Source organism: Spiroplasma turonicum (genome assembly GCF_001262715.1).
GTDB classification, from domain to species: Bacteria; Bacillota_I; Bacilli_A; order Mycoplasmatales; family Mycoplasmataceae; genus Spiroplasma_A; species Spiroplasma_A turonicum.
Map to the genome: position 1 here is coordinate 1,057,350 of NZ_CP012328.1, position 26,860 is coordinate 1,084,209.

General features: G+C 23.8%; 26 protein-coding genes. All 26 read right to left on the minus strand.

Annotated features, from left to right (window positions below; all coding sequences use genetic code 4):
* Positions 1-4 precede the first annotated feature (4 nt).
* A complete protein-coding gene (locus STURON_RS04700) occupies positions 5-541 on the minus strand; it encodes a Sua5/YciO/YrdC/YwlC family protein (protein ID WP_075048719.1) in 537 nt (178 codons plus the stop codon).
* Positions 525-2,426 carry a threonine--tRNA ligase gene (gene thrS, locus STURON_RS04705; RefSeq protein ID WP_075048720.1) on the minus strand — a complete coding sequence of 634 codons (1,902 nt, stop codon included), beginning with the start codon at positions 2,424-2,426 and terminating at the stop codon, positions 525-527. The genes STURON_RS04700 and thrS overlap by 17 nt, the downstream gene beginning before the upstream one ends.
* 10 nt (positions 2,427-2,436) lie before the next feature.
* Positions 2,437-3,684 (minus strand): serine--tRNA ligase, encoded by a 1,248-nt coding sequence (gene serS / locus STURON_RS04710; protein ID WP_075048721.1) that lies wholly within the window; start codon positions 3,682-3,684, stop codon positions 2,437-2,439.
* A 674-nt stretch (positions 3,685-4,358) separates the two neighbouring features.
* Positions 4,359-5,045 (minus strand): hypothetical protein, encoded by a 687-nt coding sequence (locus STURON_RS04715; RefSeq protein ID WP_075048722.1) that lies wholly within the window; start codon positions 5,043-5,045, stop codon positions 4,359-4,361.
* A complete protein-coding gene (locus STURON_RS04720) occupies positions 5,045-5,254 on the minus strand; it encodes a hypothetical protein (protein ID WP_075048723.1) in 210 nt (69 codons plus the stop codon). Before STURON_RS04720 ends, STURON_RS04715 begins: the two co-directional genes overlap by 1 nt.
* A 52-nt stretch (positions 5,255-5,306) precedes the next feature.
* Positions 5,307-7,076, minus strand: a complete 1,770-nt coding sequence (locus tag STURON_RS04725; protein WP_075048724.1) for a PTS transporter subunit EIIC — start codon at positions 7,074-7,076, stop codon at positions 5,307-5,309.
* A 95-nt stretch (positions 7,077-7,171) separates the two neighbouring features.
* On the minus strand, positions 7,172-7,435 hold the full coding sequence (locus STURON_RS04730) for a hypothetical protein (RefSeq protein ID WP_075048725.1): 264 nt from the start codon (positions 7,433-7,435) through the stop codon (positions 7,172-7,174).
* A gap of 31 nt (positions 7,436-7,466) precedes the next feature.
* Entirely contained in the window at positions 7,467-9,263 is a 1,797-nt protein-coding gene (locus STURON_RS04735) for an ABC transporter ATP-binding protein (protein WP_082236202.1), read from the minus strand.
* Positions 9,264-9,342: 79 nt separating this feature from the next.
* Positions 9,343-10,392 (minus strand): formate/nitrite transporter family protein, encoded by a 1,050-nt coding sequence (locus STURON_RS04740; RefSeq protein WP_075048727.1) that lies wholly within the window; start codon positions 10,390-10,392, stop codon positions 9,343-9,345.
* Positions 10,393-10,415: 23 nt separating this feature from the next.
* A complete protein-coding gene (gene pyk / locus STURON_RS04745) occupies positions 10,416-11,846 on the minus strand; it encodes a pyruvate kinase (protein WP_075048728.1) in 1,431 nt (476 codons plus the stop codon).
* Positions 11,847-12,003: 157 nt separating this feature from the next.
* Entirely contained in the window at positions 12,004-13,455 is a 1,452-nt protein-coding gene (pyk, locus tag STURON_RS04750) for a pyruvate kinase (protein WP_075048729.1), read from the minus strand.
* A 17-nt stretch (positions 13,456-13,472) separates the two neighbouring features.
* On the minus strand, positions 13,473-14,444 hold the full coding sequence (pfkA, locus tag STURON_RS04755; RefSeq protein WP_075048730.1) for a 6-phosphofructokinase: 972 nt from the start codon (positions 14,442-14,444) through the stop codon (positions 13,473-13,475).
* A gap of 522 nt (positions 14,445-14,966) precedes the next feature.
* A complete protein-coding gene (locus tag STURON_RS04760; protein ID WP_075048731.1) occupies positions 14,967-15,224 on the minus strand; it encodes a hypothetical protein in 258 nt (85 codons plus the stop codon).
* Between the two features lie 48 nt (positions 15,225-15,272).
* The gene (locus STURON_RS04765) at positions 15,273-15,836 is read right to left on the minus strand and encodes a hypothetical protein (protein ID WP_075048732.1); all 564 of its coding nucleotides are present in this window, start codon (positions 15,834-15,836) and stop codon (positions 15,273-15,275) included.
* Positions 15,837-16,389: 553 nt separating this feature from the next.
* The gene (locus tag STURON_RS04770) at positions 16,390-17,262 is read right to left on the minus strand and encodes a hypothetical protein (protein ID WP_075048733.1); all 873 of its coding nucleotides are present in this window, start codon (positions 17,260-17,262) and stop codon (positions 16,390-16,392) included.
* Between the two features lies 1 nt (position 17,263).
* Positions 17,264-17,833 carry a hypoxanthine phosphoribosyltransferase gene (gene hpt, locus STURON_RS04775; RefSeq protein WP_075048734.1) on the minus strand — a complete coding sequence of 190 codons (570 nt, stop codon included), beginning with the start codon at positions 17,831-17,833 and terminating at the stop codon, positions 17,264-17,266.
* Between the two features lie 30 nt (positions 17,834-17,863).
* Positions 17,864-18,286 carry a Holliday junction resolvase RuvX gene (gene ruvX / locus STURON_RS04780; protein ID WP_075048735.1) on the minus strand — a complete coding sequence of 141 codons (423 nt, stop codon included), beginning with the start codon at positions 18,284-18,286 and terminating at the stop codon, positions 17,864-17,866.
* Between the two features lie 57 nt (positions 18,287-18,343).
* On the minus strand, positions 18,344-19,261 hold the full coding sequence (locus STURON_RS04785) for a phosphatase PAP2 family protein (RefSeq protein WP_075048736.1): 918 nt from the start codon (positions 19,259-19,261) through the stop codon (positions 18,344-18,346).
* Between the two features lie 14 nt (positions 19,262-19,275).
* Positions 19,276-20,265, minus strand: a complete 990-nt coding sequence (locus STURON_RS04790) for a hypothetical protein (protein ID WP_075048737.1) — start codon at positions 20,263-20,265, stop codon at positions 19,276-19,278.
* Between the two features lie 40 nt (positions 20,266-20,305).
* Positions 20,306-21,061, minus strand: a complete 756-nt coding sequence (locus STURON_RS04795; protein ID WP_075048738.1) for a hypothetical protein — start codon at positions 21,059-21,061, stop codon at positions 20,306-20,308.
* A 1,620-nt stretch (positions 21,062-22,681) separates the two neighbouring features.
* Complete coding sequence (locus tag STURON_RS04800) at positions 22,682-23,854, minus strand: hypothetical protein (protein WP_075048739.1); 1,173 nt, start codon at positions 23,852-23,854, stop codon at positions 22,682-22,684.
* A gap of 274 nt (positions 23,855-24,128) precedes the next feature.
* Entirely contained in the window at positions 24,129-24,644 is a 516-nt protein-coding gene (locus STURON_RS04805; protein WP_075060746.1) for a hypothetical protein, read from the minus strand.
* A 120-nt stretch (positions 24,645-24,764) separates the two neighbouring features.
* On the minus strand, positions 24,765-24,995 hold the full coding sequence (locus STURON_RS04810; RefSeq protein ID WP_075048741.1) for a hypothetical protein: 231 nt from the start codon (positions 24,993-24,995) through the stop codon (positions 24,765-24,767).
* A 116-nt stretch (positions 24,996-25,111) separates the two neighbouring features.
* Positions 25,112-25,519 (minus strand): hypothetical protein, encoded by a 408-nt coding sequence (locus STURON_RS04815; RefSeq protein WP_075048742.1) that lies wholly within the window; start codon positions 25,517-25,519, stop codon positions 25,112-25,114.
* Positions 25,503-26,177 carry an ATP-binding cassette domain-containing protein gene (locus STURON_RS04820; RefSeq protein WP_075048743.1) on the minus strand — a complete coding sequence of 225 codons (675 nt, stop codon included), beginning with the start codon at positions 26,175-26,177 and terminating at the stop codon, positions 25,503-25,505. Before STURON_RS04820 ends, STURON_RS04815 begins: the two co-directional genes overlap by 17 nt.
* A 343-nt stretch (positions 26,178-26,520) precedes the next feature.
* A complete protein-coding gene (locus STURON_RS04825; RefSeq protein WP_075048744.1) occupies positions 26,521-26,820 on the minus strand; it encodes a hypothetical protein in 300 nt (99 codons plus the stop codon).
* Positions 26,821-26,860 lie beyond the last annotated feature (40 nt).

Here is a 26,860-nt window from a genome sequence, read left to right on the forward strand (position 1 = left end):
AGGTTTAATTTCTTATAATGTTTAAATCGCTATCTAAAAGTTTTGAAGCTTTATTATTTAATGTACCTACTCAAAAAAAACACTTAATTTGATTTTCTTTAGCAAAGTCTGATAAATCTTTTTTAGTACTTTTAAAAATATCACCACTATAATTAACACTTGTAGAAAATAAAGGTCCTGTTTTATTAATTACCTTTAAAATATCTTTTCGTTTTGGTTTTCTAATTCCAAACACCTCGTTATTTTTATTTTTTAATAAAATAGTTGTTGGTTCTTTTGAATTCATTAGAATATTTTTAATTTTTTTATCAATTTTTATATCCATATAAGTTAAATGCCTTAACTTTGAAATTAATATTATTAGCTTTTTGTCAATATTGCTTTTTTTAATATTATTAATTTTTCTTGCATTTTCTAGACTAACAACTGAACTAAGACCGTAAATTGTATCAGTCGGTAAAATTACAATGCTATTATTAAGTAAGTTTCCAACTGCTTCTTTAACTGCTTTTTTATTTAAAACACTATTCTCTATTTTCATACTCTTTAGATATTTTTGAAACAAATTCATCAATACTAATTTGAATTTGTTCTTCATTTCCATAAGTTCTATAAGTAACTAAATTATTTTCAAGTTCTTTTTGTCCCAATACAATTATGTATGGTGTTTTTTTAGTGATTGCATTACGTATTTTATTATTTAATCTATCATCTCTATCACTTATAAAACATCTAATTTTTTTATCATGTAATTTTGACTCTACTTGTCTTGCAAAATCATTATACTTTTCTGAAACTGGTATTATAGACACTTGAACTGGACTACATCATAGGGGCAATACTCCCATTGTTTGTTCTAATAAAATTGCTACAAATCTTTCATAAGTACCAATTAAACCTCTATGTATCATTATTGGTTTTTCTGGATTACCTTCACTATTAATAAATTCTAGATCAAATCTTTCTGGAAGTAAGAAGTCAAGCTGAATTGTAGAGACAGTTATTTCATGACCTAATGCTGTTTCAACTTGAATATCTAATTTAGGGCCATAAAACGCTGCTTCACCAACCATTTTTTCATACTTAAGGTTAAGTTCATTCAACATACCTTCTAGTTGTTTTTCAGCATTATTTCACATTTCATCATTATTATAATAATTTTCTTTATCATTAGGATCTCTCATAGATAAAGACAAGTATTTAATTTTGATATTAAACTGTTGTAAAACTTCGACTATTAACTTATAACAATTTATAAATTCATCTTTTAACTGACTTGGTGTTACAAATATATGTGAGTCAGTTAATTCCATTGCCCTAACTCTTTCAAGACCAGTTAATGAACCTGAAAATTCATATCTATGTTGGATCGCATGTTCTGCAAATCTTAATGGTAAATCTCTATAACTTCTAATTTTTGATTTATATACTGAGACGTGATGAGGACAATTCATTGGTCTTAAAACTAATGTTTCATTATCTGGAAGTTCAATTGGAGTAAACATATTTTCTCGATAATGGTTTCAATGACCTGATTTTTCATATAAAAGTTTTGAACCTAGTACTGGAGATTCAATTTGAATAAATCTATATTCGAACTCTTTTTCTTTTAGATATTTTTTTATTTCTTGTTTTAAAATTGCTCCATTGGGTAATCAAAATGGTAACCCTAAACCTATAACAGGGTCAATATTAAATATTTCTAAGTTTTCGTTTATGTATCTGTGGTCTCTTAATCTTTTGTCTTCTATACTTTTAATTATTTTTGATAATTGTTTTTTATCATTTGCTACAACAAAACTTATTTTTTGAAGCATTGTTTCTGATGCATCATTATTATAATACTCTCCTGAAAAGTTAATTATTTCTATTTCTCTAATATTAAAAGATTCTTTAAAAATAGGATATCTTACAATTAGATTTGAATCATTTATAAAAACAAATGGATAGTCAACTAAATTAAAATCTAATCTACTATTTAATAATTCATTTTTATAATAGTTGTTAAGATTTTGGTTGTAGTTTAATTCAAAATTGATGCCTTCTTTAATTAATTGTTTAAATTGATCTTTTGTTGTAGTTAACTCTTCTTTTTTTATTCTTTCTTTTGAATAAAAAACAACTGATGCTTCTTCTTTGTTAATATCTTTTTTTGGGATTGAAACTTCAGTACCAGCAAAACATTTTAATACACTCGCTTCTAATATCAGTTTTGCCAAATAGTTATTAGATGATTTAATAATGTTTTCATCTATTTCTATCAAACTTAATGAGCAATCTTTCTTTAATTTTGCCTCAAATGGTAATAGCTCATCTCCTAGTTTTGCAATAAATTTATTTGAGTCTATATTATTTTTATTAAAAATATCTAAGATTGTAGTTGGTTCATTTACTTCGATAATTTTAGAATCAATATTTATTTTCATATATTCTCCTTTATAAATATTCTCTATTATTAAAATATGGTTTAAGTACGTCTGGTAATTTTAATTTTCCATCTTCAAAATAATTTTCTAAAATGGCCGCAAAAAGTCTATCAATTGCTAATCCCGAACCATTAAGAGTATGTAAATAATTAATTACGTCACCATCTTTATATCTTGTATTCATTCTTCTTGCTTGAAAATCTAAACAATTTGAACATGATGAAATTTCTCGGTATTTATTTTGACCAGGAAATCAAACTTCTAAATCATAAGTTTTAGCAGATCCAAAACCAATATCTCCAGAACATAAAGTAACGACTCTATGACGTAAATTAAATAGTTTTAAAATATCTGAAGCATTATTAACCATATTTTCAAGTTCTTTGAATGATGTATCGGGTTCAACTAGTTTAACCATTTCTACTTTGTTAAATTGGTGCATTCTGATTATACCTTTTGTATCCTTACCTGCACTACCTGCTTCTTTTCTAAAACATAAGCTATTAGTAGTCAAATACAAAGGTAATAAACTTTTGTCAATAATCTCATTATTATATATGTTTGTTAATGGCACTTCACCTGTCGGAATTAAATATTGTTCTCCTGTTTTAAATGCATCATCTTCAAACTTTGGCAATTGACCTGTTCCAAACATAATATTTTCATTTACCACAACAGGGACAGACAACTCCATAAATCCATTTTTTTCGTGAAAATCAAGCAATATATTTCCTATAGCTCTTAGTAGTTTAGAACCCAAACCTTTATAAACAACAAATCTTGAGCCAGATAATTTTGCACCTAGTTTAAAATCAATTAGATTAAGTTTTTCTGCTATTTCTCAGTGGTTTAAATTATTTTCTTTATAATGTTCTGGGTCTCATTTAAATAATTCTGGGTTTTCAGAGTCGTCTTTTCCACTTGGAACTGATGCATCGATCATGTTTGGTAGAAATGATAAAATATAGTCTAGTTCTTTTTTAGTATTTTTTAATAATGACTCATCATTTTCTAAAACTGTGTTAATTTCTTTTACTTTTAGTTTCAATGTCTCTTTTGTTTTAGAGTCTGATTTAGAAAACTCATCAGTTAGTTTATTTTTTTCGAATCTATAATCATCTACTTTTTTTTGTAACTCTTTTCTAATTTTATTTAATGAAATAATTTTATCAATTTCATCATCGAAACTTGTATTTCTACGTTTAAGGTTTTTTTTAACTGCGTCAACATTTTCTTCTATATATTTTATATCTAACATTTTATGGTATCTCCTTCTTCTATTTATATTAAAAAGATTACGTTAAAGTGTTTCCAATGTAAAATTTAAATTTATTAAATAAATCCATAAATTCCCTTTCAATACATTATAGTTTTATATTAATTATTATACATTATAAAACTATTAAGTATTTAAAAGGCATAAGATTAATTGATTGAGTCTACTCTTTTTTTAATATAATAATCTATTTATATATTTAAAATTTAAACCAATGCGTTTGCATTAACTTTATTAATCCAGTCTAAAAATTCTTGGAGAATATATTTTTAAATATATTTACTTTTAAATTATTGAATTTATCTAGTCTATTAAAACTGAAATAGTGTTAATTATTTTTTTATTTATAAAATGAAGGAATATGTTTTCTTATCAATATCTCAATATTAAGCATGTTATCTAAATAAAAACATATTACGAGAAAAATAAGATTCTAATTTTACATAAACTTTATCTTCCTAAAGTTGTATGGTAATTTATTATCTATAATTTTATACTTATCTACTTGGCTACCTTTTTATTTAATTATTTTATATAAATACTTTTTAGGCTCTTATTAAATCATAAAAAAAATATTTATTTTAATAGAGTGTATTAAAATAAATATTTGATAGCTACATAAAAGTAGGATTTTATAGTTTAATAGATAGTTTTTTTTAAAATAAGTTATCTGATGAAAATTTTATGTTATCTGGTAGGTACGGATTTAATCTTGAGCTGTCGTGTTTAATAGAATTTGCTTTACAAAAATCTTTCAATTTTTTTATTTTTAATTTTAGTTCATCTTTTAAAGTATCTGTACTTTGCTCGTTTTCAATTCTATATTTTAAGTTTCTTATTTCTTGCTCCAATTTAAATAATTCCAATACTTTATTGTGATGTTTTTGTTTATCAAATTTTTTATACTTACTTTCAGGGATTAATGTTTTGTTTGGATAATAATTTATATCAATATGTTTACAACCTATATGATGATATCCTTTTGATATTGCCTCAGACATAGTAATGTAATCAGTATCAAACTTTTCTAAAGAAATAACTTTTCCTTCAAATGGAATACATAAATCACATGAGCTTTTTTCTTCTTTAACATATACTAAAACTTTGTTCCTTAATGCTTGTTTGTTGCCAAAGCCATTAAAGATCCCCATAATTGGTTTTTGTTCATTAGTTACTTCAATGTTTTCATTTTTATCAGTATTACTTTCATTCAGCTCTTTTGGTTCATTTACTTTTTTACTTTTTTTTGATTTAGCATCTCTAATTTTTTTTCAAGGTATAATAAAATATAAAACTATTGCAATTAACAACAAAATTAAAATAACTCAATATGGTAAATTCATTAATTGTTATTATTATTTAGATTTAAATAATAATCCTTTACTTCATATAAATTAATATTTTGTTGTTTATTACAATTCACACAGATACCAACAGAACTAGATTGAGTTTCAAAACTAATTGGATTATCAAATAAAAACTTTTTATAATCCCAACAAATTTTGCAGAATGTAAAAATATAATCTATATCTTCATCAAATGTGAATGCCATATTATACCTCCAAAAAAAATTAAAATGAGAACCATTTTAATTTTACTATATTTTATTTTTTTACTAGACTTAATTGATTTTTAAGTGCATTAGCAACATGTTCCACATCAGGACCTATTACTATTTGTAGACCCTCAGAACCTAATCTTTTTAGACCAAATGCTCCGGAAGATTTAATTTTTGCATCATCAATTTTTGAGTTATCTTTAAGTATTAATCTTAATCTTGTTGCACAATTGTCGATTGAAACAAAATTATCTGATCCTATAGCATCTAAAATAATACTTGCTTTTTGAGCATATTTATCTCCAGAAACTTTAGATTTTGTATTATCTTGTTTTGTTGAATTATTAATTGCATTTTCATCTAATAATTCGCGTCCTGGGGTTTGTAACTTCATAAACTTAATTACAAATAAGAATACAAAGAAATAAACCGCTCCAGCTGCCGCTGATAAAACTAATATTCATAATGGGTTTGATAATCATAAATTATCATGATATTTAGCTAAACCTCATGATTGAGCAAATGATATTGCATAATCAATAAATCCAGCACTAAATCCAAATCCTACTTGAATACTCATTGCAGTTGTTATTCCGACAAAAATACCTGTAAGAATTGCATGTATACCTAATAAAACAGGTGCAATAAACACAAATGAGAATTCTATTGGTTCAGTTATTCCTGACAAGAATGATACTCCCGCAACACCACCAAGGAATCCAGCTACTTCTTTACGTTTTTCTTTACGCGCTGCCATTATCATTGCTATAGCAGCCAATGGAAGACCTCCCATCATTATAGGGAAGAATCCAGATTGGAATAATCCAGATGTTGATAATCCTTTTGCAAATGCATTTATATCACCATTAACAATTGCTCCAGTTGCAGTAACGTTTCCTGTTGAAGGGCTTACTATATCACCTGTAAGAGGCATTTGGAATCAAAAGAATGTATTTAATATTTGGTGTAATCCAAATGGTAATAACAATCTATTTAAAATACCATAAACCATAGTACCTGGTATTGCAACAGCAGGGTTTGTAGGGTTTGCAACAGCATTACCAAACTTCATTAAAACAAATTGTATTCAAGGTCAAACAATAGCAAATAGTAGACCAACTGGAATTGAAGCTGCAATTGCAACCATAGGTACAAACCTTCTACCTCCAAAGAATGACAAGGCAGTTGGTAATTTAATATCTTTTAATCTGTTATAAAAATAAGCAGATAGACAACCAGCTACTATTCCTCCTAAAACTCCTATATTTAAAACATATTGAGCGCCAACTATTGTGTCCTTAGTGCTTTCATCTGCACCATAAGTAGGAACATAGAATAAACTTGAAAATCAAGTTGTTGTTTCTGCTCCAGTTGCATCTTTTGATGTAACACCAAATCTGTTCACGCCACTATAAATCATTTCTGGTAAAGTACCTTCTGCTGTCAATGCAGCTATTGCTAAATAAAATATTACAGCAACTAAGGCAACTTCTCCACGATGATCTTTTGCTAATCCGAATGCACAACCTATAGCGAATAATAATGGTAAATTATCAAACGGTATAGAACCGGGTTTTTGAATTATAAGTGAAATTCATCAACCTCAGCTGTGTTCATCTGCTAACTCCATACCAAGAGCACCAAAACGATTAAGAATTGCTGCAAATGGTAAAACAGCTATTGGAAATTGTAATGTCTTACCTAGTTCTTGAAGAAGTGTAAGAAATTTACTCCATGCATTTGGACCACTAGAGTTAGTTTTATTTACTTTAACTTTTTTTTCGCTTTTTGCGATACTAACTTTTGCTTCAGCCATATATATACCTTTCTACGAACAAAAAAGTTCCAAAATAATTATACCTTAAAACTTTAAAATTTTTTAAGTATTAAAATTATTTTGGAACTTATTCCTTATATAAGTTTTTCAATTGCAATTGGAACTAACACTAAAAACATAATATAGCCAGTTAAAGCTAAAATAATAATCCCATAATATTGTCAAAATCTAAATATCTTATAATTACCCGGAGTTATATCAAAAGATTTTTTTTGTAGCTTTTTAATTTTATAAAATTTAATAAAAAACAAAGTTGCTAATATTCCTACAATTAATCCTGCAATTCCAGCTGATAATAAAATATACGAAGTTGATTTAGATAATTCTGCTAATATCATTTTTACTCCTTGAATTTACAATTAGATTATATTATTTAATTTGTGATAATTCATATAATTTTTTAAATCTGCCATTTTTAGATTTTAACTCATTAAATGTACCAACTTCTGAAATTCCTTCTTCATCAAGAACTAATATTTGATCAAACTCTTTGATAGTACTTAATCTATGAGCTATCGCAATAGTTGTTCTACCAACCATTAAATTATCAAGTTCTTTTTTAATTTCTTTTTCTACAATATTATCAAGTGCACTTGTAGCTTCATCAAGAATTAAGATTTCTGGATTTTTTAGTATCATTCTTGCTATAACTAATCTTTGTTTTTGGCCCCCACTAAAGATAAAACCACGTTCACCAAGAATTGTATTATATCCATCTGGCAATGTTAATACAAATGAGTGTAGTTTTGCTTTTTTAGAAGCTTCTATTGCTTCTAATTTTGTTTTTGTAAAGTTTGCATATAATAAATTATCCATAATTGTTCCATAAAGGATCTGAGGGTCTTGTTCCACATAACCAACCCTAGATAAATAATCTGCTTTTTTAAGATCTTTAATATTTATTCCATCAATTAAAATTTCTCCTGAAGGTACATCATAATATCTTAATAATAATCTTGCAATAGTAGACTTACCAACTCCACTTTGACCAACTAAAGCATACCTTTTTCCTTTTTCAAACACAAAATCAAAATTTGGTAAAATAATTTTTTTTGAATCATCTGGATATCAAAATTTAACATTTTTAAATTCGATTTTATTAACTTTTTCAATTACTTCTCCATCAACCTTAAATTCTATTAAGCTTTTTGCATTATATATATAATTTAATCTCATTACGCAATTTGATAATCTTGTTAATCCACGCATTGCAGTGGGTAAAATTAGCAAACCATAAAGCATATTATAACAAGCTGTTGAAAATGACACTATTAATATAGATAATTTAGAAGATTCCATATCATTATGAATTCATACAACTAGTAATATTGAGATTATAGGCATGAATCATGAAAACAATCCAACAAAAACATTTAATATTGTTTGATAAACTACTGAGGTTTTTGCTTTAACTCAGTATTTTTTATGAAGCTCTTTTGCTCTATCTACTTCATAATTTTCTGTTCCGCTTGATTTAATTACTCTTATACTTATTAATCTATCAGTTATATCTGCATCGATTTTTTGTCTTAAATCAAATGCAATAATAATTGAACGTCTATAGTATATGAATAATATTCATATAACAACTATCATAACTATAAAATAAACGAGAATAATAGAAGCAACTGTCACATCAATTGTAAATAACAGTGTTGTCATTGTTATTAAACTTGTAATAGAATAAATTAAGTTGATTAAAAACTCATTAAATGCATCAGCTGCATTACTACTGTCATTAATTACTCTTGACATAGTTAAACCAATCTGATTTTTAGAATAATAATTCATATCAAATTCTACTAGATGTTTTAATGCTTTTAATCTTAAATAAATTTCCATTTTTCTTGCAAATAAACTTGCAAAAATGTTGGTTAAGAATTCTAAAACTATATAAAATAAATATCAACAACCACCAATTATTGATCAATCTATATAATTAAAATCTCAAAATAAAAATCTTATTGGCTGATTGGTTTGTAATGTTGTTATTAATTTATTAACAATTATTGCAATTGATGTAAATACTATAGAATCAACTATTATGAAAAATAATGCACAAAAAAATATCAAAGGGTAGGCTTTTATACCTTCACCCATTAATCTAACAGAAGCTAAAAACTTTTTTTTACTAAATGCTTTATCACTTACAAATTTTTTTCTCATAAACCACCAAAATATAAAAAGACCATTTAAGGTCTTAATTTAATTATAAATATACTATAAAATTTGATTTAAAACAACACTATTTTTTCACAATTGTTTTTTCTCTTTTTTTAATTGATTCAATTTTGTTTACATTAATTCTACTTATAAGAAGTGTTTTTTCAAGTCTTTCCAAACGCATTTTCATAAATAACATACTTGTGTATTTTTTATTTATTGAATGTAAAATTCCTGCCATTAAGAAACTTCCACCAACTCAGTTTCCTAAAAGAGTTGGTAAAGTACTTAATAAAACAAATAATAAAATATGGAAAAATTCTGGTTTTAATACACTATTATCTGCTCATTTTTGTTTAAAAATACACTCTAATAACATCATTCATAAAAAGAATGAGTTTGCAGGTCCATGTTGGAAACCACCAATTGCAAAGTAAAGTATCGGAAATATTAATAACAAAATTGCAGAGGTAGGACTTTTTGTTGCACTAGTCAATGGTAAAGTTGCAGATACTGCTAAATTACATAATATTCCTGAGAAAAAACTATAAACTATTGTCACTAAACAGGTAGTTATCATAATATCACCCATTATGTTATCACCAACACCATATAGTTTATGAATACCAGTTGTATATATTTTTTCTGCTACACTCCCAGTTTCAGTATTATGAAATGCTCCAGCTGCAACATATAATAAAGAGAATAGAAAAGTACCTAAAAAATTTCCTAATAATACTGACACTATAGCCTTTATATATTCATTAAATGATAGGCAACCTTTCATCATTGGAATGGTCGCTAATGAGTGACTTGTGAAAAGTGCTCCACCTAAGAATGTAATCAATATAATACACCCAGGGAAAATTGCACCAAGTACTAATGCTTCTAAATTTGGGGGTAAACCTTTCATAGTTGTTAAACATGCAACATATCCAAAACCTATGATAACACCACTCATTAAACCAAGTAGTATTTGTTTTATCATTGTATATTGTATTTTTTTAATAGATGCTTTGAAACCACCAAGTGTTCCACAAAGCATAAATGAATGATCACCTTCAAGTATTGAGTAATCATGTTTTTTTAATTCATCAATTTCTAATTCAATTTTTTCTAACTTGTTTGACATATAATTCCTATTTCTAATACCAATTACTTAACTTGTAATTCTTTAATATTTTCATTTCTTACAAACAGAATTTTTGTGCCTTCTTTAACTCCCCATGATTTTGCAATATCAATAATTGCTTTTTCATCACTAATAAAGGCATTTAAATCATTTACTTTATTCATAAAGATTGAGTGTCATGCACCAAATGCATTTCATATTTTTTCATTGTCACATACTCCAAGTATTGTAACATTTGGTCTGAATTTTGAAATTGTTTTAAGTAGTTCACCAGTTCTTGAAGCAACAACTGCAAAATCATATTTACCTGAAATAGTTGTATTTGCTAATTGATTTGCTATGTCTGCTCTTTTACCACTAGTTGTTTTTTGTGCATTTTCTAATTGTTTTTCATAATATAATTTTGAATAAAATTCCATTTCGGCTCTTTTGTTAATAGTTGCCATAGTTTCAACAGTTATAAATGGAAAGTCTCCGTTTGCAGATTCACCACTTAACATAGTTGCATCTGCTCCAAGTTCAGTTGCATAATAAACGTCTGTTACTTCTGCTCTTGTTGGTTGAGGGTTGTCTGTCATTGATTCTAACATTTGAGTTGCAACAATAACTATTTTACCTTTTTCACGACATTTTCTAATAATTTGTTTTTCTCAGTATGGAACTTCATAATATGGAATTTCTAGACCTAAATCACCTCTAGCTACCATTATTCCATCAGAAGCTTCAATTATTGAATCAATATTATCACAACCAACTTGTGATTCTATTTTAGAAATTATTTGAACATTTAAAGCATCGTTTGCTTTTAATATTTCTCTAATTTCATTAACATTGTCTGCTGAGTTTACGAAACTAGCAGCAATATAATCTATTCCTTGTTCAATTCCAAATTTGATATCGTTATAATCTTTTTCTGCTAAGAATGGTAAAGTAAATTCAATCCCAGGTAAATTTACTCTTTTATTTGTTTTAACAACGTGTGTATTAAATGCTTTACAAATTACTTTGTATTTTTCAACCTTTTCAACAAACATTGTTAATTTACCATCATCAACTAAAACTGAGTCTCCTGGTTTTAAGTCTTGACTCATATCATAAGACATTTGAAGTTCTTCATTTGAACATTCTCTAGTAGAGAAATCTTTTGGATCAGTATAAACAGTTACAACTGTACCAGCTTTAATTAATTGCTTACCATCTTTCATTTTACCTATTCTAATTTCAGGTCCTTTAGTATCTAAAAGAATTGAGATTGGTTTATTCATTTCTTTTCTTAATTCTTTTACTCACTCTATTCTTTCACCATGTTCTTGAAAATCAGCATGTGAAAAGTTCAAACGGATTGTGTTCATACCTCTGTCAAATAATTCTTTAATTGCATCTTTTGAGTGAACACTTGGTCCTAAAGTTGTAATAATTTTCGTTCTTTTGATTTTATCATCAAGTTTTTTCATTCTATCCTCCTATATATTTACAAAAAAAAAGTGCAATTTCTATAAAGAAAAAGCCTTTTTTTTATTTATACTAAAAACACCTTAATTATTAATACATATTAAAAGTTGTTTTGCACTTATATTATAACTAATATTTAAAATAATTTTCAAAATTTTTTTATAATTTACATACTTTTATTTCTTCAGATCTAACAACTAAAAACTCTTCGCCTTTTTTAACTCCTCAGAATCTTGCAATTTCATTAATTTCTTCTTGATTAGTTCAACATTTATCAATATCATCAACTTTATTCATAAATATTGAGTGTCATGCACCAAATGCATTTCATAAGTTTTCTTCTTGACAAACTCCAAGTATTGTAACATTTGGTCTAAATTTTGATATTGTTTTTAACAATTCACCAGTTCTTGACAATATTACTGCGAATTCATATTTACCATTTCTTGTTATATTTGCAAGTTCGTCTGCTATTTCTGCTCTTTTACCACTTGATGTTGATCTTGCAATTTCAAGTGCTCTATCATAATATATTTTTCCATAATAACTTAACTCTGCTCTTTTATTAATTGTAGCCATAGTTTGAGTTGTTATAAATGGATAAATACCTGTTGCAGATTCACCACTTAACATAGTTGCGTCTGCTCCAAGTTCAGTTGCATAATAAACGTCAGTTACTTCTGCTCTTGTTGGTTGAGGGTTGTCTGTCATTGATTCTAACATTTGAGTTGCAACAATTGCAATTTTTCCAGCTTTTCTACATTTTCTAATAATTTGTTTTTCTCAATATGGAACTTCATAATATGGGATTTCAAGACCTAAGTCACCTCTAGCAATCATAATACCGTCAGATGCTTCAACAATTGAATCAATATTAAAAATACCTATTTTTGATTCTATTTTTGAAATAATTTGTATGTGAGTTGCTTTTTTTTCTTTAAGAATTTCTCTTATTTGGTTTACATTATCTGCTGAGTTTACGAAACTTGCAGCAATATAATCTATACCTTTATCAATACCAAACTTTATATCAGCAATATCTTTTTCGCTTAAAAAAGGTAATGAAAAATCAACACCAGGTAAGTTAATTCTTTTATTTGTTTTAACAACGTGTGTATTAAATGCTCTACACAATACAATACCACTTTCCACGTTTAAAACATTTAAAGTTAATTTACCATCATCAACTAAAACAGTGTCCCCTGGTTTTAAATCAAGACTCATGTCATAAGAAACTGTCATTTCAGTACCTTTACATTCTCTTTCTTGATATTCTTTTGAAGATGTATAAATTCTAACATCACTACCTGCTTTTATCTCTTGAGAACCATCAATCATTTTACCAACTCTTATTTCAGGCCCTTTAGTATCTAAAAGGATTGAAATTGGTTTACCTAATTCTTCTCTTAGCTCTAAACATGCTTTAATTTTTTGTTCATGTTCTTCATATTTACCATGAGAAAAATTCAATCTTACAACATTCATTCCTGATTCATATAATTTTCTTATTTCATCTTTACCATTAGTACTTGGTCCAATAGTTGTAATTATTTTTGTCCTTTTGATTTTTTTCTCAATTTTATTTGGTTCATAAAATTCTATAGTATTCATAATTCTTAATCCTTTCACTATATAGCTTTATTTATTTCTCTTATTTTTTGATATTCTTCTGATTTATCTTTTCTTGGCATATTTAATGTTGACTCAATATCTCTTGCAATAAGTTTATTTTCACTCATTCCAATATATAATCCACCTTTACCTGCAACTAATTGATCAACTGCAAATATACCAGCATTTACAGCTAAATATCTATCCATCCCGGTTGGTGAACCACCTCTTTGAACATGACCCAAAACTGTAGCTCTAGTTACATAACCAGATGCTGATTCAATTTTTTTAGCAAGTTCATGTGCATCTGGGTATATTTTCTCTGCTATTGCCACAATAACACTTCTTTTTTTCTTGTTAGCAAGTTCTTTAACTTGGTTAACAACCTCTTCTTCAGTTAAAAAACTTTCTTTTGTTGAAAATACTTCTGCTCCAGTTGCTATTGCAGCATATAAAGTTAAATCACCACAGCCATTTCCCATTATTTCTACAACACTACATCTATTGTGAGATTGCATTGTGTCTCTAATTGAATCAATTGATCTTATTACAGTATTTAATGCAGTATCAAATCCAACAGTATAATCAGATGAAACAATATCATTATCAATTGTTCCAGGTATACCTATACAATTAATACCCATTTTTGTTAGTTTTTCAGCTCCTTGATAACTTCCATCACCACCAATTACAACTAATGCTTCGATCCCTCTTTTTTTTAAATTATCAACTGCAACTTTTCTAATTTCTTCTTCTTTAAATTCAGGAAATCTAGCAGAACCTATAATAGTTCCACCTCTTGAAATAATATCATTTGCAAAAACTGTATCCACTTCTTCAATTCAGTCATTATAAAGTCCTTTATAACCATCTCTGATTACAAAAGGAGTTATTGATTTAGATATCGCTGCTTTTACAACTGAAGATATCGCTGCATTCATACCAGGAGCATCACCCCCAGATGTTAAAACACCAATTTTTTTTATCATTGTTTACCTCCAACTCTATATAAATAATAATAAACCTTATAAGAGATATTTTCAAAAATAGTTAAAATTTATGTATGATAAAATAAGATTGTAAAACTTGATAATTTTAAATTACCAAATATATAATTTAATATGATTTAAGTAATAGATTGTTATGTTTTAAAAATAAAATTATTAATATTTAAGTTTTAAAAAGTATAAACAAAACCAGTATTTTTATATTTGAATATTTTTTTTACTTTTTTTTAAAAGGTTATTCAATAAACTAATTTTGTATAATTAATTATTTTAAATATTTATTAAATAAACTTAAAGGTTTTATTTTTAAAAGTTTTTTGATATTTATTAAATATACAAAAAACTTGAAAGATTAAAATTAATGATTACTTAATAAGATTAAAAGCTAAAAAACAACCATATATAAACATCATAATATTTGAAAATGTTTATTTAGCTGTTTTTTTAATAATTCCCATAAAAAATTTTTTTATTAATTTATTTTTATTTATGTGCAATAAATATTTATAATGTTTGTTGTTTATAGTTAAAAAGTATTTCTAAACTACCGTAATTTTTTTCTGATTTTTCATATGAATTTAAATATCATCCATTGTAACTTTCATTAAATTCTAAATAAACATCTTTATTTGAAAAATTATAACCTGGATTTATTTTATTTCAAGCTTGAAGCACTTCATCTGTGCTAGGCTCTTTATTTGATCCTACTATTTCACCCAAATTTTTGTTTGCTTCTGCATTTCTTAAATTTAATTTTTCCACTTTCACATCTACAGTCTTGCTTATATTGCCATATACTAAGAGAATTTTTTAATCATAATCGATATTATTTCCAATAACTTTTAATCCAGTATATTTTATAGAATATTTATTTTCAGTTATTTTATCTATGCTAAGTATTTTAAGAAATTCTGAATCATAAGATGCTACACTTGCTTCTAAAACACTTTCATTAGCGTTAAATATCTCTAATTCCAAAGATTTAGTTTCATAAACAATCGCATCTGGTACAAAAATTCATTCTGAAAAACTTGGCTCAATTTGTGAATATGAATAAATCAAAGATACGCTACCATAAACATTTACATTGTCTGCTTTAGCTTTTAACTTTGCACTTTTTTTAGTTGGAATTCCATCAAATTCAACATCAGAGATATCAAAATATTTATTATTATTAACTTTAAATAGTTGAGTAGATAATTCTGTTAGCGACGGTGTGTTGTTTTTGCCGCTGAAATTTGATAAGTTTTTTTGTGTTATGTTATCTAAATTAAATTTTGTATTATCATTTTGGTTAGCTGCACCACAAGATACCAATATAGATAATGGTGAAAAAAAACATAGTGAGCTAAAAATCGATATTAATTTTTTCATAATTTCCTCCTTAATTATTATACACTAAAATGTTTATATTTTATCTTAGAAACTAAAACTTTAATTACTTTTGAAATAAAAAATTATTGTTATTTCTTTAAAATGCATCCAATTATATTATTTTTAATAATTAATTTAATTTTTTTCTTTATATTTTTTAACTAGATGATATATATTAAATAATATATGAAATTAATTAGAATTTAATAAATGTTTAATTTAAATTTATAATAAAAATGAATATTAAATGACTTTCATTATCAATTAGCATTAATTCAAATTATTGATTGTCTAAAAAACTTTAAATTTAATTAAACTAATATATTTAAATTATAGTTAAATATAATCACTTTTTTGATTAATTATTCAACAAATTTTATAACAAAAAATGATGAACTAAATTATAGATATTTTATAATTACGTAATATTTTACAATATTTTAAATAATATATATTTAGTATATATGACTTATCAAAAATCAATGATTATTCCATATTCATAATTTAAAAAAAATCATTAAAATAATAAAAAAAGCAGAATAAATCTGCTTAATTAAAACTCAAAGAAATCATCTCAAATCATTAAATAATAAATCAATATCTTTCTCACTTTTCTTTGCAATCTTTTGCTAGACTTTTTCATATCACTTGATAAATAAATAGAAAAAACTTTAAGATACTGATTTCATAATTCTTTATAAATATTTAGTATTTTTTTATTTGTATTCTCTACAGTTTCTTTTTCGGCAGTTATTAAATAATCTGAAGAAAGCAAAAATATATTATGTCTACTCTTTATGTTATAGTCAGTAAATAATAATCTTGTATTGTTTTTTTCAAACTTGACATGTTCAAATAAGTTTTCTAATATATCAAACTGTTTTATTAAAAAATGGTCTAAAAGTTTTTTGAACTTTTGTAAAGCTTCAATAATTGTTTCAAACATCCTTACAAAACCAGGTATTAATAATAAATGTATTGATATTATTCCTATCTCTCTAACCAATATATGATCTTCAAAGGCAGATAATATCTCAAACACAAATATTAATACAGATATAAAACTAAGAAAAATGTTTATTAAAACAAATTTGATTGAGTTTAGTTCAATTAATCTATAACTTTTAAAATTCTTACCCTCTTCAATTAAATCAATGTCTAAAACTTTTATTTTACGATAGTAATATTCAGTTGAAAATCAACCTATAAATGTGAATATTAATAATAAATAACCAGAAAATGCTAAATCAACATAATGTAATATATTACTTTTTATACAGAATTGATTTAATAGTACTAAAAAAATTAATATAAAAAACAAGATAATATTTATCAAAAAATTATAGAAAGATACCTTTTTTGTAATAAACATTTTTTTTAAAATATTATTATTCTTATTGATTTTTTCTAAATAAACTTTTTCCATATTACCACTCTCAATCTGTTAATTTTTCAACATTACAAGTTGCAATAAATGGAAGATTTCTCAAGCGCTCTTGATAATCTAATCCGAAACCTATTAAAAATTCATCTCCAAATTCAAAACCATTTCAATCAGGTTTTAAATCAACAATTATTTTATTTGGTTTTGATGCTAAAGTAACAACTTTTACTTCCTTAGCTCCTAGACCTAGTATATGTTCTTTAATAAAACTTAATGTAATACCAGAGTCAATTATGTCTTCAATTAATAAAACATGTGCACCTTCTACATTAATTTTTATATCGTTAATAATTTTTGGTTTTTGTATATTCGTAGTATTACCTTCATATGATGAAACTATCATATATTCAGTAATGCAATTAAATTCTAAATCTTTTAAAAGACCTGCCATAAAAGGAACACATCCCTTAAGTAATCCAACTGTTATAACAGTATTATTTTTATATTGTATAGATTTGTAATAATTACTAATATTATGTGCTAATTCTTTTATTTTTGAATCAATCTTATTTCTATCTACTAGAACTTCTTTTACTAAAGGGTGATTTGTCATTTAGTACCTCCGATATATTATTATAATATACTACTTTAAATTATTTAAAAAAGAATCTAAAATAAACTTTGCAGCTATTTGATCTTTATTTTGTTTTTTATCCTTAATGCTAAAATTAGAAGCACTCATCATATTATTCGCCATTTTTGTTGTTAATCTTTCATCTATTTTTACTATTTTTTTTTCATCAATTAATAAAATATTAATCATAAGATAAATAAAATCATCTACCATATCTGCTCTATGACCAATTGACCCATTCATATTAATTGGATATCCTACAATTATTTTTTCAAATGAATTTTCTGTAAATAATATTTTTAATTTTTGGATTGCTTCTTCAAAGTCAAATTCATTAAATCTTATTGTACTATGGGGTGTTGCAAAATAACCTTCACTTATTGCTATACCAACTGTTTTTGAACCTATATCTAGTCCTATATATCTGTACATTTTCCATCCTTTTTAAATTTTTATTTTTATTAATATTTTATAAATACTGATTATTTATTAAAGGTTACGAGGTCTAATTTTTTTTCTAAATCAATTAACAACTGATTTTGAATAATACATATAAATAAACAATATAACAATTGAAAAATAAACATCACTTGCAAAATGATCAAGCATTGTGATTCTTGAAATACCTACAAGTAATGTAACTATTGATGCTGTCAAAATTGTTATAATTTTTAATACTTGTGTTTTTTTGTTGGGTAGATAAAAGAAAAATAAAAATACAAATAAAAGACTTGCAGATAAAGTATGACCACTTGGAAAACTATTTCCCCTACTACTAGAAAAATTTGGTTCAAAAGCATAATAAAAATCTTTATTAGAATTTATAACCTCATCTGGTCTAAGTCTTCCAAAAATTACTTTTAATAATTGGACAGTAATTTGAGAGAAGAAAATAACAAAAAAAGCATAACCTGTTTTTGAACTTATATTTGAAAGTCAATATACATCTTTGTATAACTTCTTTTTATATATATACATGTTTAATGAAAAATAAAAAATAAATGAAACTAAAATACAAACTAAACTTCCAACTAGTTTATAAAGTGATTCTTTACTATCTTTTTTAAAGTTAAATGAATCATTATAATAAAAAAATAAAACATTTATTAATAAATATATGATATTAAATAATCAATATATAATTTGTTTATTTTTTTTGGTTTTTATTAAACTATAATTTATAGTCAGTACAAAAATTAATAATAGAAAATATATAGGTATAAATATTATTCCAATACCAATTTGATCAAATATTAATGAGAACCAACTTTTTGATCAAGTTGCTGGAATAGATTTAGATATTTTTAAATCAAATATTATTAATGGTATTGATAACAAAGATATTAAAATAATTATCATTCAAAATAAAAGTCTTTTTTTTAGTTTTTTATCTAACTTAATTGCCATATAAATATTATATATTACAAATTTTCTATAAAGTCCAATGAATTTAAAAAACTATTTAAATCATATATGACTTTTTTACATAATTCATTTATAAATGATTTGTAGCTTTTAATTTTATTATAATTTAAAATCCCTACTTGGTTTATTTTAGTTTTATTCAAAGTTCTGGCTTTTGAAAAAATAATTTCATTATTTATTTTTACTTCAAAATTAAATTCTTTACTTAATTTTTTAATATTATTGTCTAATTTCTTCTTTAATTCAATTAAATCATCATTATTAATTTTACTTTCATCTAACGAGCTTTTAGAATAAAAAAAGTTTTTGTCTGTTTCTTTTTTTAAAAATAGAATGTTTTGAGAGTCTTCTTTAATTATACTTTTATTCATAGATATAGTTTCTTTACTCAAATACTTATTTTTTAAAAAAACTCTCAATATTGGGTAGACAATAAGCATAAATAATAAACTATTGCCAGTTGTGCTTTCATCAAACACATCTGTAGTTTTAAATACTTGAATTGGTTCGTGGATTGTAAATTTACCGGTAAAGTCTTTGTACTGATATAAAATAAAAGTTGAAAGTAATTTATTATTTAATTCATTATCTAATTTTAAAGAAACTAATGAGATATCTTTGTTATTACATACTTTGGCAAATGAATCTTTATATATAGATTCCAAATCATTATTAATAAACTGTAACTTTATTAATTTATAATATGATTTCTTTAATAATCTATTAATACTAATAGACAATATAAAAATTATTATACTTATCAGTAGTGATGAAATTAAAATTATAGTCGATCCTTTAAAATTAAGTCATTTAAAACAAAATAAGCTTATTATTGTTAATACCAAAATTATTCATAAACTTATAAGACTAAAAAATAATAAAATATTTGAAAATAAATTAGTAATTGAATAAGCAACCATTTTTTTAACTAACTTTTTATTATTAATGAATTTTTTATCTATTAAATTGTAAACATAATCTTTCATATACTAATCCTACAAAATAATTATAACTTAAAATCTCCACTTATATATTTTTATTCATATAGTACAAAAAGTTTGATATTAAGGCTTTTTTTAATAACAATAAATTTGAATTTTCTTTATTAATTTTTATTATAATCTTACCTTCTCAATTTATTTTTGAACCATATATACTAATATTTGATAAGTAGTTTTTAAAAACAAACATAAATTTTAAATAAATTGTTTTTGTGTCTTTAATTTTTATTTTTTTTATAATTTTTTCAAGACTTGTTTTATAAGTGTTTATCTCAACAATTTTGTTGTTACCTCATAAAAATGCGGAATCATCTATTAACTCATAATTAATTAACTCGTTATAATTATAAATATCTTGTATAGATTTGAAATAACTTATACAATCATCTTCGGTTTCAGAAGGGTTTCTTCTAAACTTAATTTTTAATTTTATGATTAATAAAATATATATAAAAAATTTGAAAAAAGATATAATTCCCATTAATAAGAAAAAAATTATGTAATATTTAATATTTATTAGGAAAATACCAATAATTACAAATATTAAATTAATAAATATAAATAAAATAATATCTATAAGTAATATTAATGCTTTTGTTTTGTATGTATAAAGATTAGTTTTATTATAGTCAAACTTTGGTAAAAGATCATTAAAAAAATTATTTATACTAAATCAATCAAAAATAGCTTTAAATTTAAATAAAGAATATGAAGTATAACTAACTATAAAGATTGAGACTAAATATATTATTAAAGTTATTAATACTATAAACTCTTCCATTTATAATCTCCTTTTTTCACATTGTTAAATCCTAGCGAACCAATTATTTTATAAGCAGTAATTTTATTGATTACATATATTATATTATAATAAATGTATTTTATTAAATTATAAACACACAGTTTAAAAGAAGCGTAAAGATTTGTGTATTAACAAATTTTAATACACAAAACTAAACTACTTTTATTACAAAACTTGATTTAAGCTGAATATTGTATAATTATGTTTAAAAGATATTTTTATTATAAGGTTTATTAAATTATTATTATCGTTAACATATTATTTATTTTTTTTACAAGAAAAACTTAACTTTTATTAGATTCTGTGATTTATTTTGTCTTTTAGCTAATGGTTACTTATTTATTTTTAAAATAACATTTATCAAACATATAAATTTCTTTTTTTCAAATATAAAAGCCACACTATTTTTTAAATTCTACCCGTAAGATATTATGGAAATTGTTTTTATAATATAAAAAAATATTTATTTCTTATTTCTATATTTAAGTTTATAACAATAAATCCATTTACACTAGGTTATTATTTTTTACCAATCACTTCTAACATAACTTTTATAAATTTTAATTATTAAATTGATAAATATATCAATAGTAAATTTACTAAGAAACTTTTTTTGAAAAGTTTAAATTTATTTTTTTATTAAGTTAATAATTTAAATTAACTTTTGATTTTATTTAAAATAGTTTGTTGTAAATTATTATTTTATCTTATGAAGTTTATAAATAAGTTAATTTTTATTTTTAAAATTTACTTTTTAATAATTATTAATAGTTGTTTGATTAGCTTTTATTTGCATATTAATATATTTTTTTTAGTTTTTTTAAAATATTGAATAGGTTTTTATTAACTCTCAAATATTTATTAGTATATAAATTTCATCTACATAATTTGCTGCGAAATAATGTATTAACGAGTATTCATAATATTTATAAATATTTTATTATTTTTTCTTTCAACAAACATTTGTTGTGTAAAGTTTAAAGTTGGTAAATCATAAGAGAAATCATTATCAATTAAATAATTTGTTTTTAATTACTTAATATTGGTGAATTTTAAGAAAAAATAAAACTTTCCAGTATTTCTTTACAAGTTAATGCAAACATTTTTTTATTAAATGTGAGTTAAGTTTTTTTTAAAGCTTTTTGTTTAATTTTTTATTTAAAATTTTTCCTCTAAACCACTCAGAAATAAGCATTTTTTTCAAATTTTGATAGGTTTATTGAACTTCATTTAAATCATTATTTATACTAAAAGGATAAAATTTTTAGTGGTTTTATATCAAACTAAAGTCAGTTTATTCCAACTTTAATATTCAAATCCTAAGAATTTTTTCTATAGTTATTTGACTTTTATATAAATTTGGCTTGATTATTTAATTTTTAATATAAATTTCAAAAAATATTTATTATATCAAAAACCAGTTATTATTATATTGGTTTATTTAGTTTCCTATTTGCTCTTATTAAATCTTAATAATATAATAAAAATACCCAAAGATTAATATTTAAGCAGCTCCTGAAAATATTTTTTAAAAAATAAAAATATTAGATTTATTTTGCTAAATCTAATATTTAATTTATAAAGGTTTAATTTTTACATTTATCCAAAATTAGAAATTGATACATTTAAACTTTTATAATAAGTTCCATATTTAATTGTTAATTTAATTGGTTCAATAGTATTTTGTTTTGCAACAATGATTCATTTATAAGAACTTTGCCCAAATGATTCACCTTCAGCTTTATTACAATAAAAATATTTTTCGTATTCGTATTCAGAATTACCTATTTCTGGTCAACCATCAAAATTAGAATATTCACCTTTCATTATCAAATTAAATTTATATTCATACTTTTGATTACCTTTCATACAATTAACTTTTAAATTATCATTTTCTAAAGATAAGTATTCATTGTCTTCTTTATCTATTTCCATCTCAAATCATGTTTTTGTATAATTGTAAGTAAGTTTAATTGAACCAATAAATCTATTATTTGAACTAGGTAATATTCTTATAGAAGTTTCACTAAAATTTTCATTATCTATATTTATATCTTCTTTAAAAATTTCTCTACCTCTAACTTGTTTATTAATTGCTCTTAATAATATATCTATAGTAGGTAGGGATTCTTTATCATTTATAATTCCTAGATCTGTATTTCTAAAATAATTTTCTAAATCTTGCGTCTGTTCAAAAATAAAGCTTACTTCAAAACTTTCACCCTTATATTTAGAGGAGGTTTCTTTAATTATAATTTCAGCACTTTCATCTGAAGCGTATCTTATATTAACATCATCTCAAGTTATTTTATTATTTACATTTATTAAATTAAAATTTTTTAATATAATATCTTTCGTAAAAGATGGTTCACTATCATAAATATAACCAAATTCCTTTATTGCAACCTTACTCAAATCAGTTTTTAAAGAATCATCTACTCTTTTATAATATTTATATGTAACAACGACTGAACCAATAAAACTTTTAGAATCTTCATTTGCTTTAATTTTTGCTTCTGTTACTGTAGGCTCTCCATCGAAACTAATATCATTTACATTATATATATCAGTTTCATTAATACTATTAATTTTAGAAAGTAATTCCACTAATGTTGGTTTATCTCCTTCCCCTAAAAAATCTCCAAGTTCTTTATATTTAATGTTGTTTAAATTTGATTTAGTTGTTTTATCATCAGAGTTACATGATAAAACAAATGATGGAACTGTGGATGAAATCCCGACAGTAGCCAATATGCATAAAAACTTTTTCATAATTTTACCTTCCTTTATATTTAAATATTAACATATAAATGAACATAAGCATATTAAAAGTTGTTTTATTTTTATAACTATGTAATTTTAAATCTTTTTATTTTTAGCTATATTACAATTTTTTTTAAACAAATATAAACCATTTATTTAAACTTTTATTACAAGTCTATTATTCTATAAGAATTATTATAATTTATTAACTTTAAATACTAAAAAATCTCAAAATTTTAAATAACAATAATATTAAAAATATATTCATCTTATATTTATAAACTTATTCAATATAAATGTTTTTGTCATATATTAATGTAGCTTGTGCATTTATGGAGCTAAATTGTTCTTCTCAAAGAGCATATATTTTATAGACAAAAATATTAAAATTATTTTCTCCTTTAGTTCCTTTAATTGTCATATAATAAATATTTAGTTCATTAAAATCCCCATAATCATTTACATAGCCAAATAATGAATTATTACATTCACTTGTTTGAACAAAAATTGAATTTATTATTGAGTTAAATGACAATAAAGAGTTTTCTTCAAAGTTTTCAAAGGCAAGCTCTTGACCTTGTAATCCATTTATATTAAATGTTTTAGAAACTTTAGTTTTTGATTTATTAATATACTCAAAATTTGCAAACTGTTTTTGATCTAGATAATCTTCATCCAACATGTTTGATTTAATAACTACTAGAGAATTTGTTAAACCAACATTTACTTCATCTTTATTCTTTACATAATTAATGAAACTTCTATTGTTTTTATTTTCCTTATATGTAAGTTCTCCCATATATTTGTTTGGTCCATCGTGATAGTCTAAAACAGAACATGAATTTATGCTAACCAAACTACTTATTATTAAAGAAAATGAAGTTAATATAGATAATAATTTTCATAAATAAAACTCCTTCTATTCTCATTTGAAATATTTTAATGCTAAAAAAGTAAATAATGATAAATAAATAAGTGAAATTGGATATATTCATCATATTTTTAAAGTATCCATACCATTAGCTAGATGATTCATCATAAGTACTGCATTACCACTTGGAATAATATATTGAATATACTTAAACCATTTATCATCAGGGTCTAATGAAACTGATGGCACTGTAGAACCAGAAAAGAAAAGCGAAAACATAAGCACTAATAACGCTATAGTCGATACTAAATTAATAGAGCTACACAAATTTGATAGAGTTATTGTGATCATAAAATGTAAAATAAAAATTATAAAAGGTAAAAATAATAAAGTAATTATCATAAAGCCGAGGTTGCTAAGTTAAAAGCAGAAATAGCTATTATGATACAAATTAAAAAAACAAAAAAGTAAAGAAGAAAATATGTAAATGCCAAAGATAAAATATATTGATATTTTGTTACTCTTGCCAATGATATTAATTTATTTCTTTTTTCGATTCTATTTGAACACATAGTTATTGAAACAGAAGATACTGAGAATGATAAAATGGCCATAATAGATAGGGGTGGAAATAATATATTCATTAACAAAGTATTTTGTCCTGTTGTTTGATTAAAGTATGTTTCTTTACCTCAAACAAATCCAAATATTAATGTCCACATAATTGGAAATCCAAAACCAAAAATAATACCAAATGGGTTTTTTATGTATTTAAATGCTTCAATCTTAATTATTTGTAACATTTTTTAATTCCTTTTCTAACAAACTTAAATTAGTACTATAATTTTCTGTAAGTTCTATATCATTAATAATTAATCCTTTTTTTAAAAAAATAACTCTGTTACATATTTTAGAAATTTCTGAAATATCATGGGATACAAATAATATTATTGGATTTCTTAGGTTAGAATACTCAGCAACTTCTTGAATTATTTTAGTTCTCCATTCATAGTCTAAAGCTGTTGTTAATTCATCTAATAACAAAAGTTTTGGATTATTTATAAATGCAATTAATAATTTAAACTTCTGTTTTTGACCCCCAGATAATTTATTGTACTTCTTTTTCTTAAAATCAATTAATTCAAACTTTTCATATAATCTATCTAAATTCTCATTAGATTTGAATAGTTTTCTATAAAAGTTAGCAATAGTATTTAAATTTAAATCTAACTCAAAATTACATTCTTGAAATACAGCATTTTTATCTTTAATATCTTCATCAAATATTAATTGACCTTGGTCTGGTTTTCTGGTGCCCATAATAATCTCTACTAAAGTTGTCTTACCTGAACCATTAACTCCCATTATTCCAACACGTTCGTTGTTTTTTATTACTAATTCATTAATATTCAAAATAACATCATTATCGTATTTTTTAATTATGTTTTTTAAAGTAATCATACATCCTCCAAAAATATTATAACAATATTAGTGTATATTAAGTAAAATTATTGTAACTAATTAACAAAAATTAAATTTTATATAGAAGGTTTTAAACCTAATTTAGAATAAGTTTTTATAAACTTTGAAATAATTTATTAGTTTATTAGTTCCCATACCAAAATTAGCAACAAAATAATATATTTGTGAGCATGCATAATATTTATAAGTTTTTGTCGCCATTATCATAATCTTTTCCTACTTGCTCAGTTTCAATAAATTCATCAATATTGTTGCCGTGCAAGAAGGAATGGACTTTTCCAATATTTCCTTACTCGCTATTGTCAACATTTTTTCTTCTGTTTTAAACTTTAAAGTTTTTTCTAATTATTATTTTGTCTTTAAGTAGATTAGTTTCTTTATTTTTTTCTTTAAATTCCTTAAAATTAAATTCTCTTTTTAACTTTTGACTCATTAACTTAACCTCTTTGCAGTTTTTATATAAATTATAAGAATAACAAGTTTTTCAGGATTTATATCAAATTATTATTAATTGCGATCCCGCTTTAATATTCAAATCTTTAGCTATTTTGTCTATATTTTCTCCATTTTTATATCTTTCTATAGCTTCTTTTCTTAAATTCTCATCATAAATTTTTGGCATTATTTCCTTTCTAACAAAAAAACCAGTACTTTATACTGGT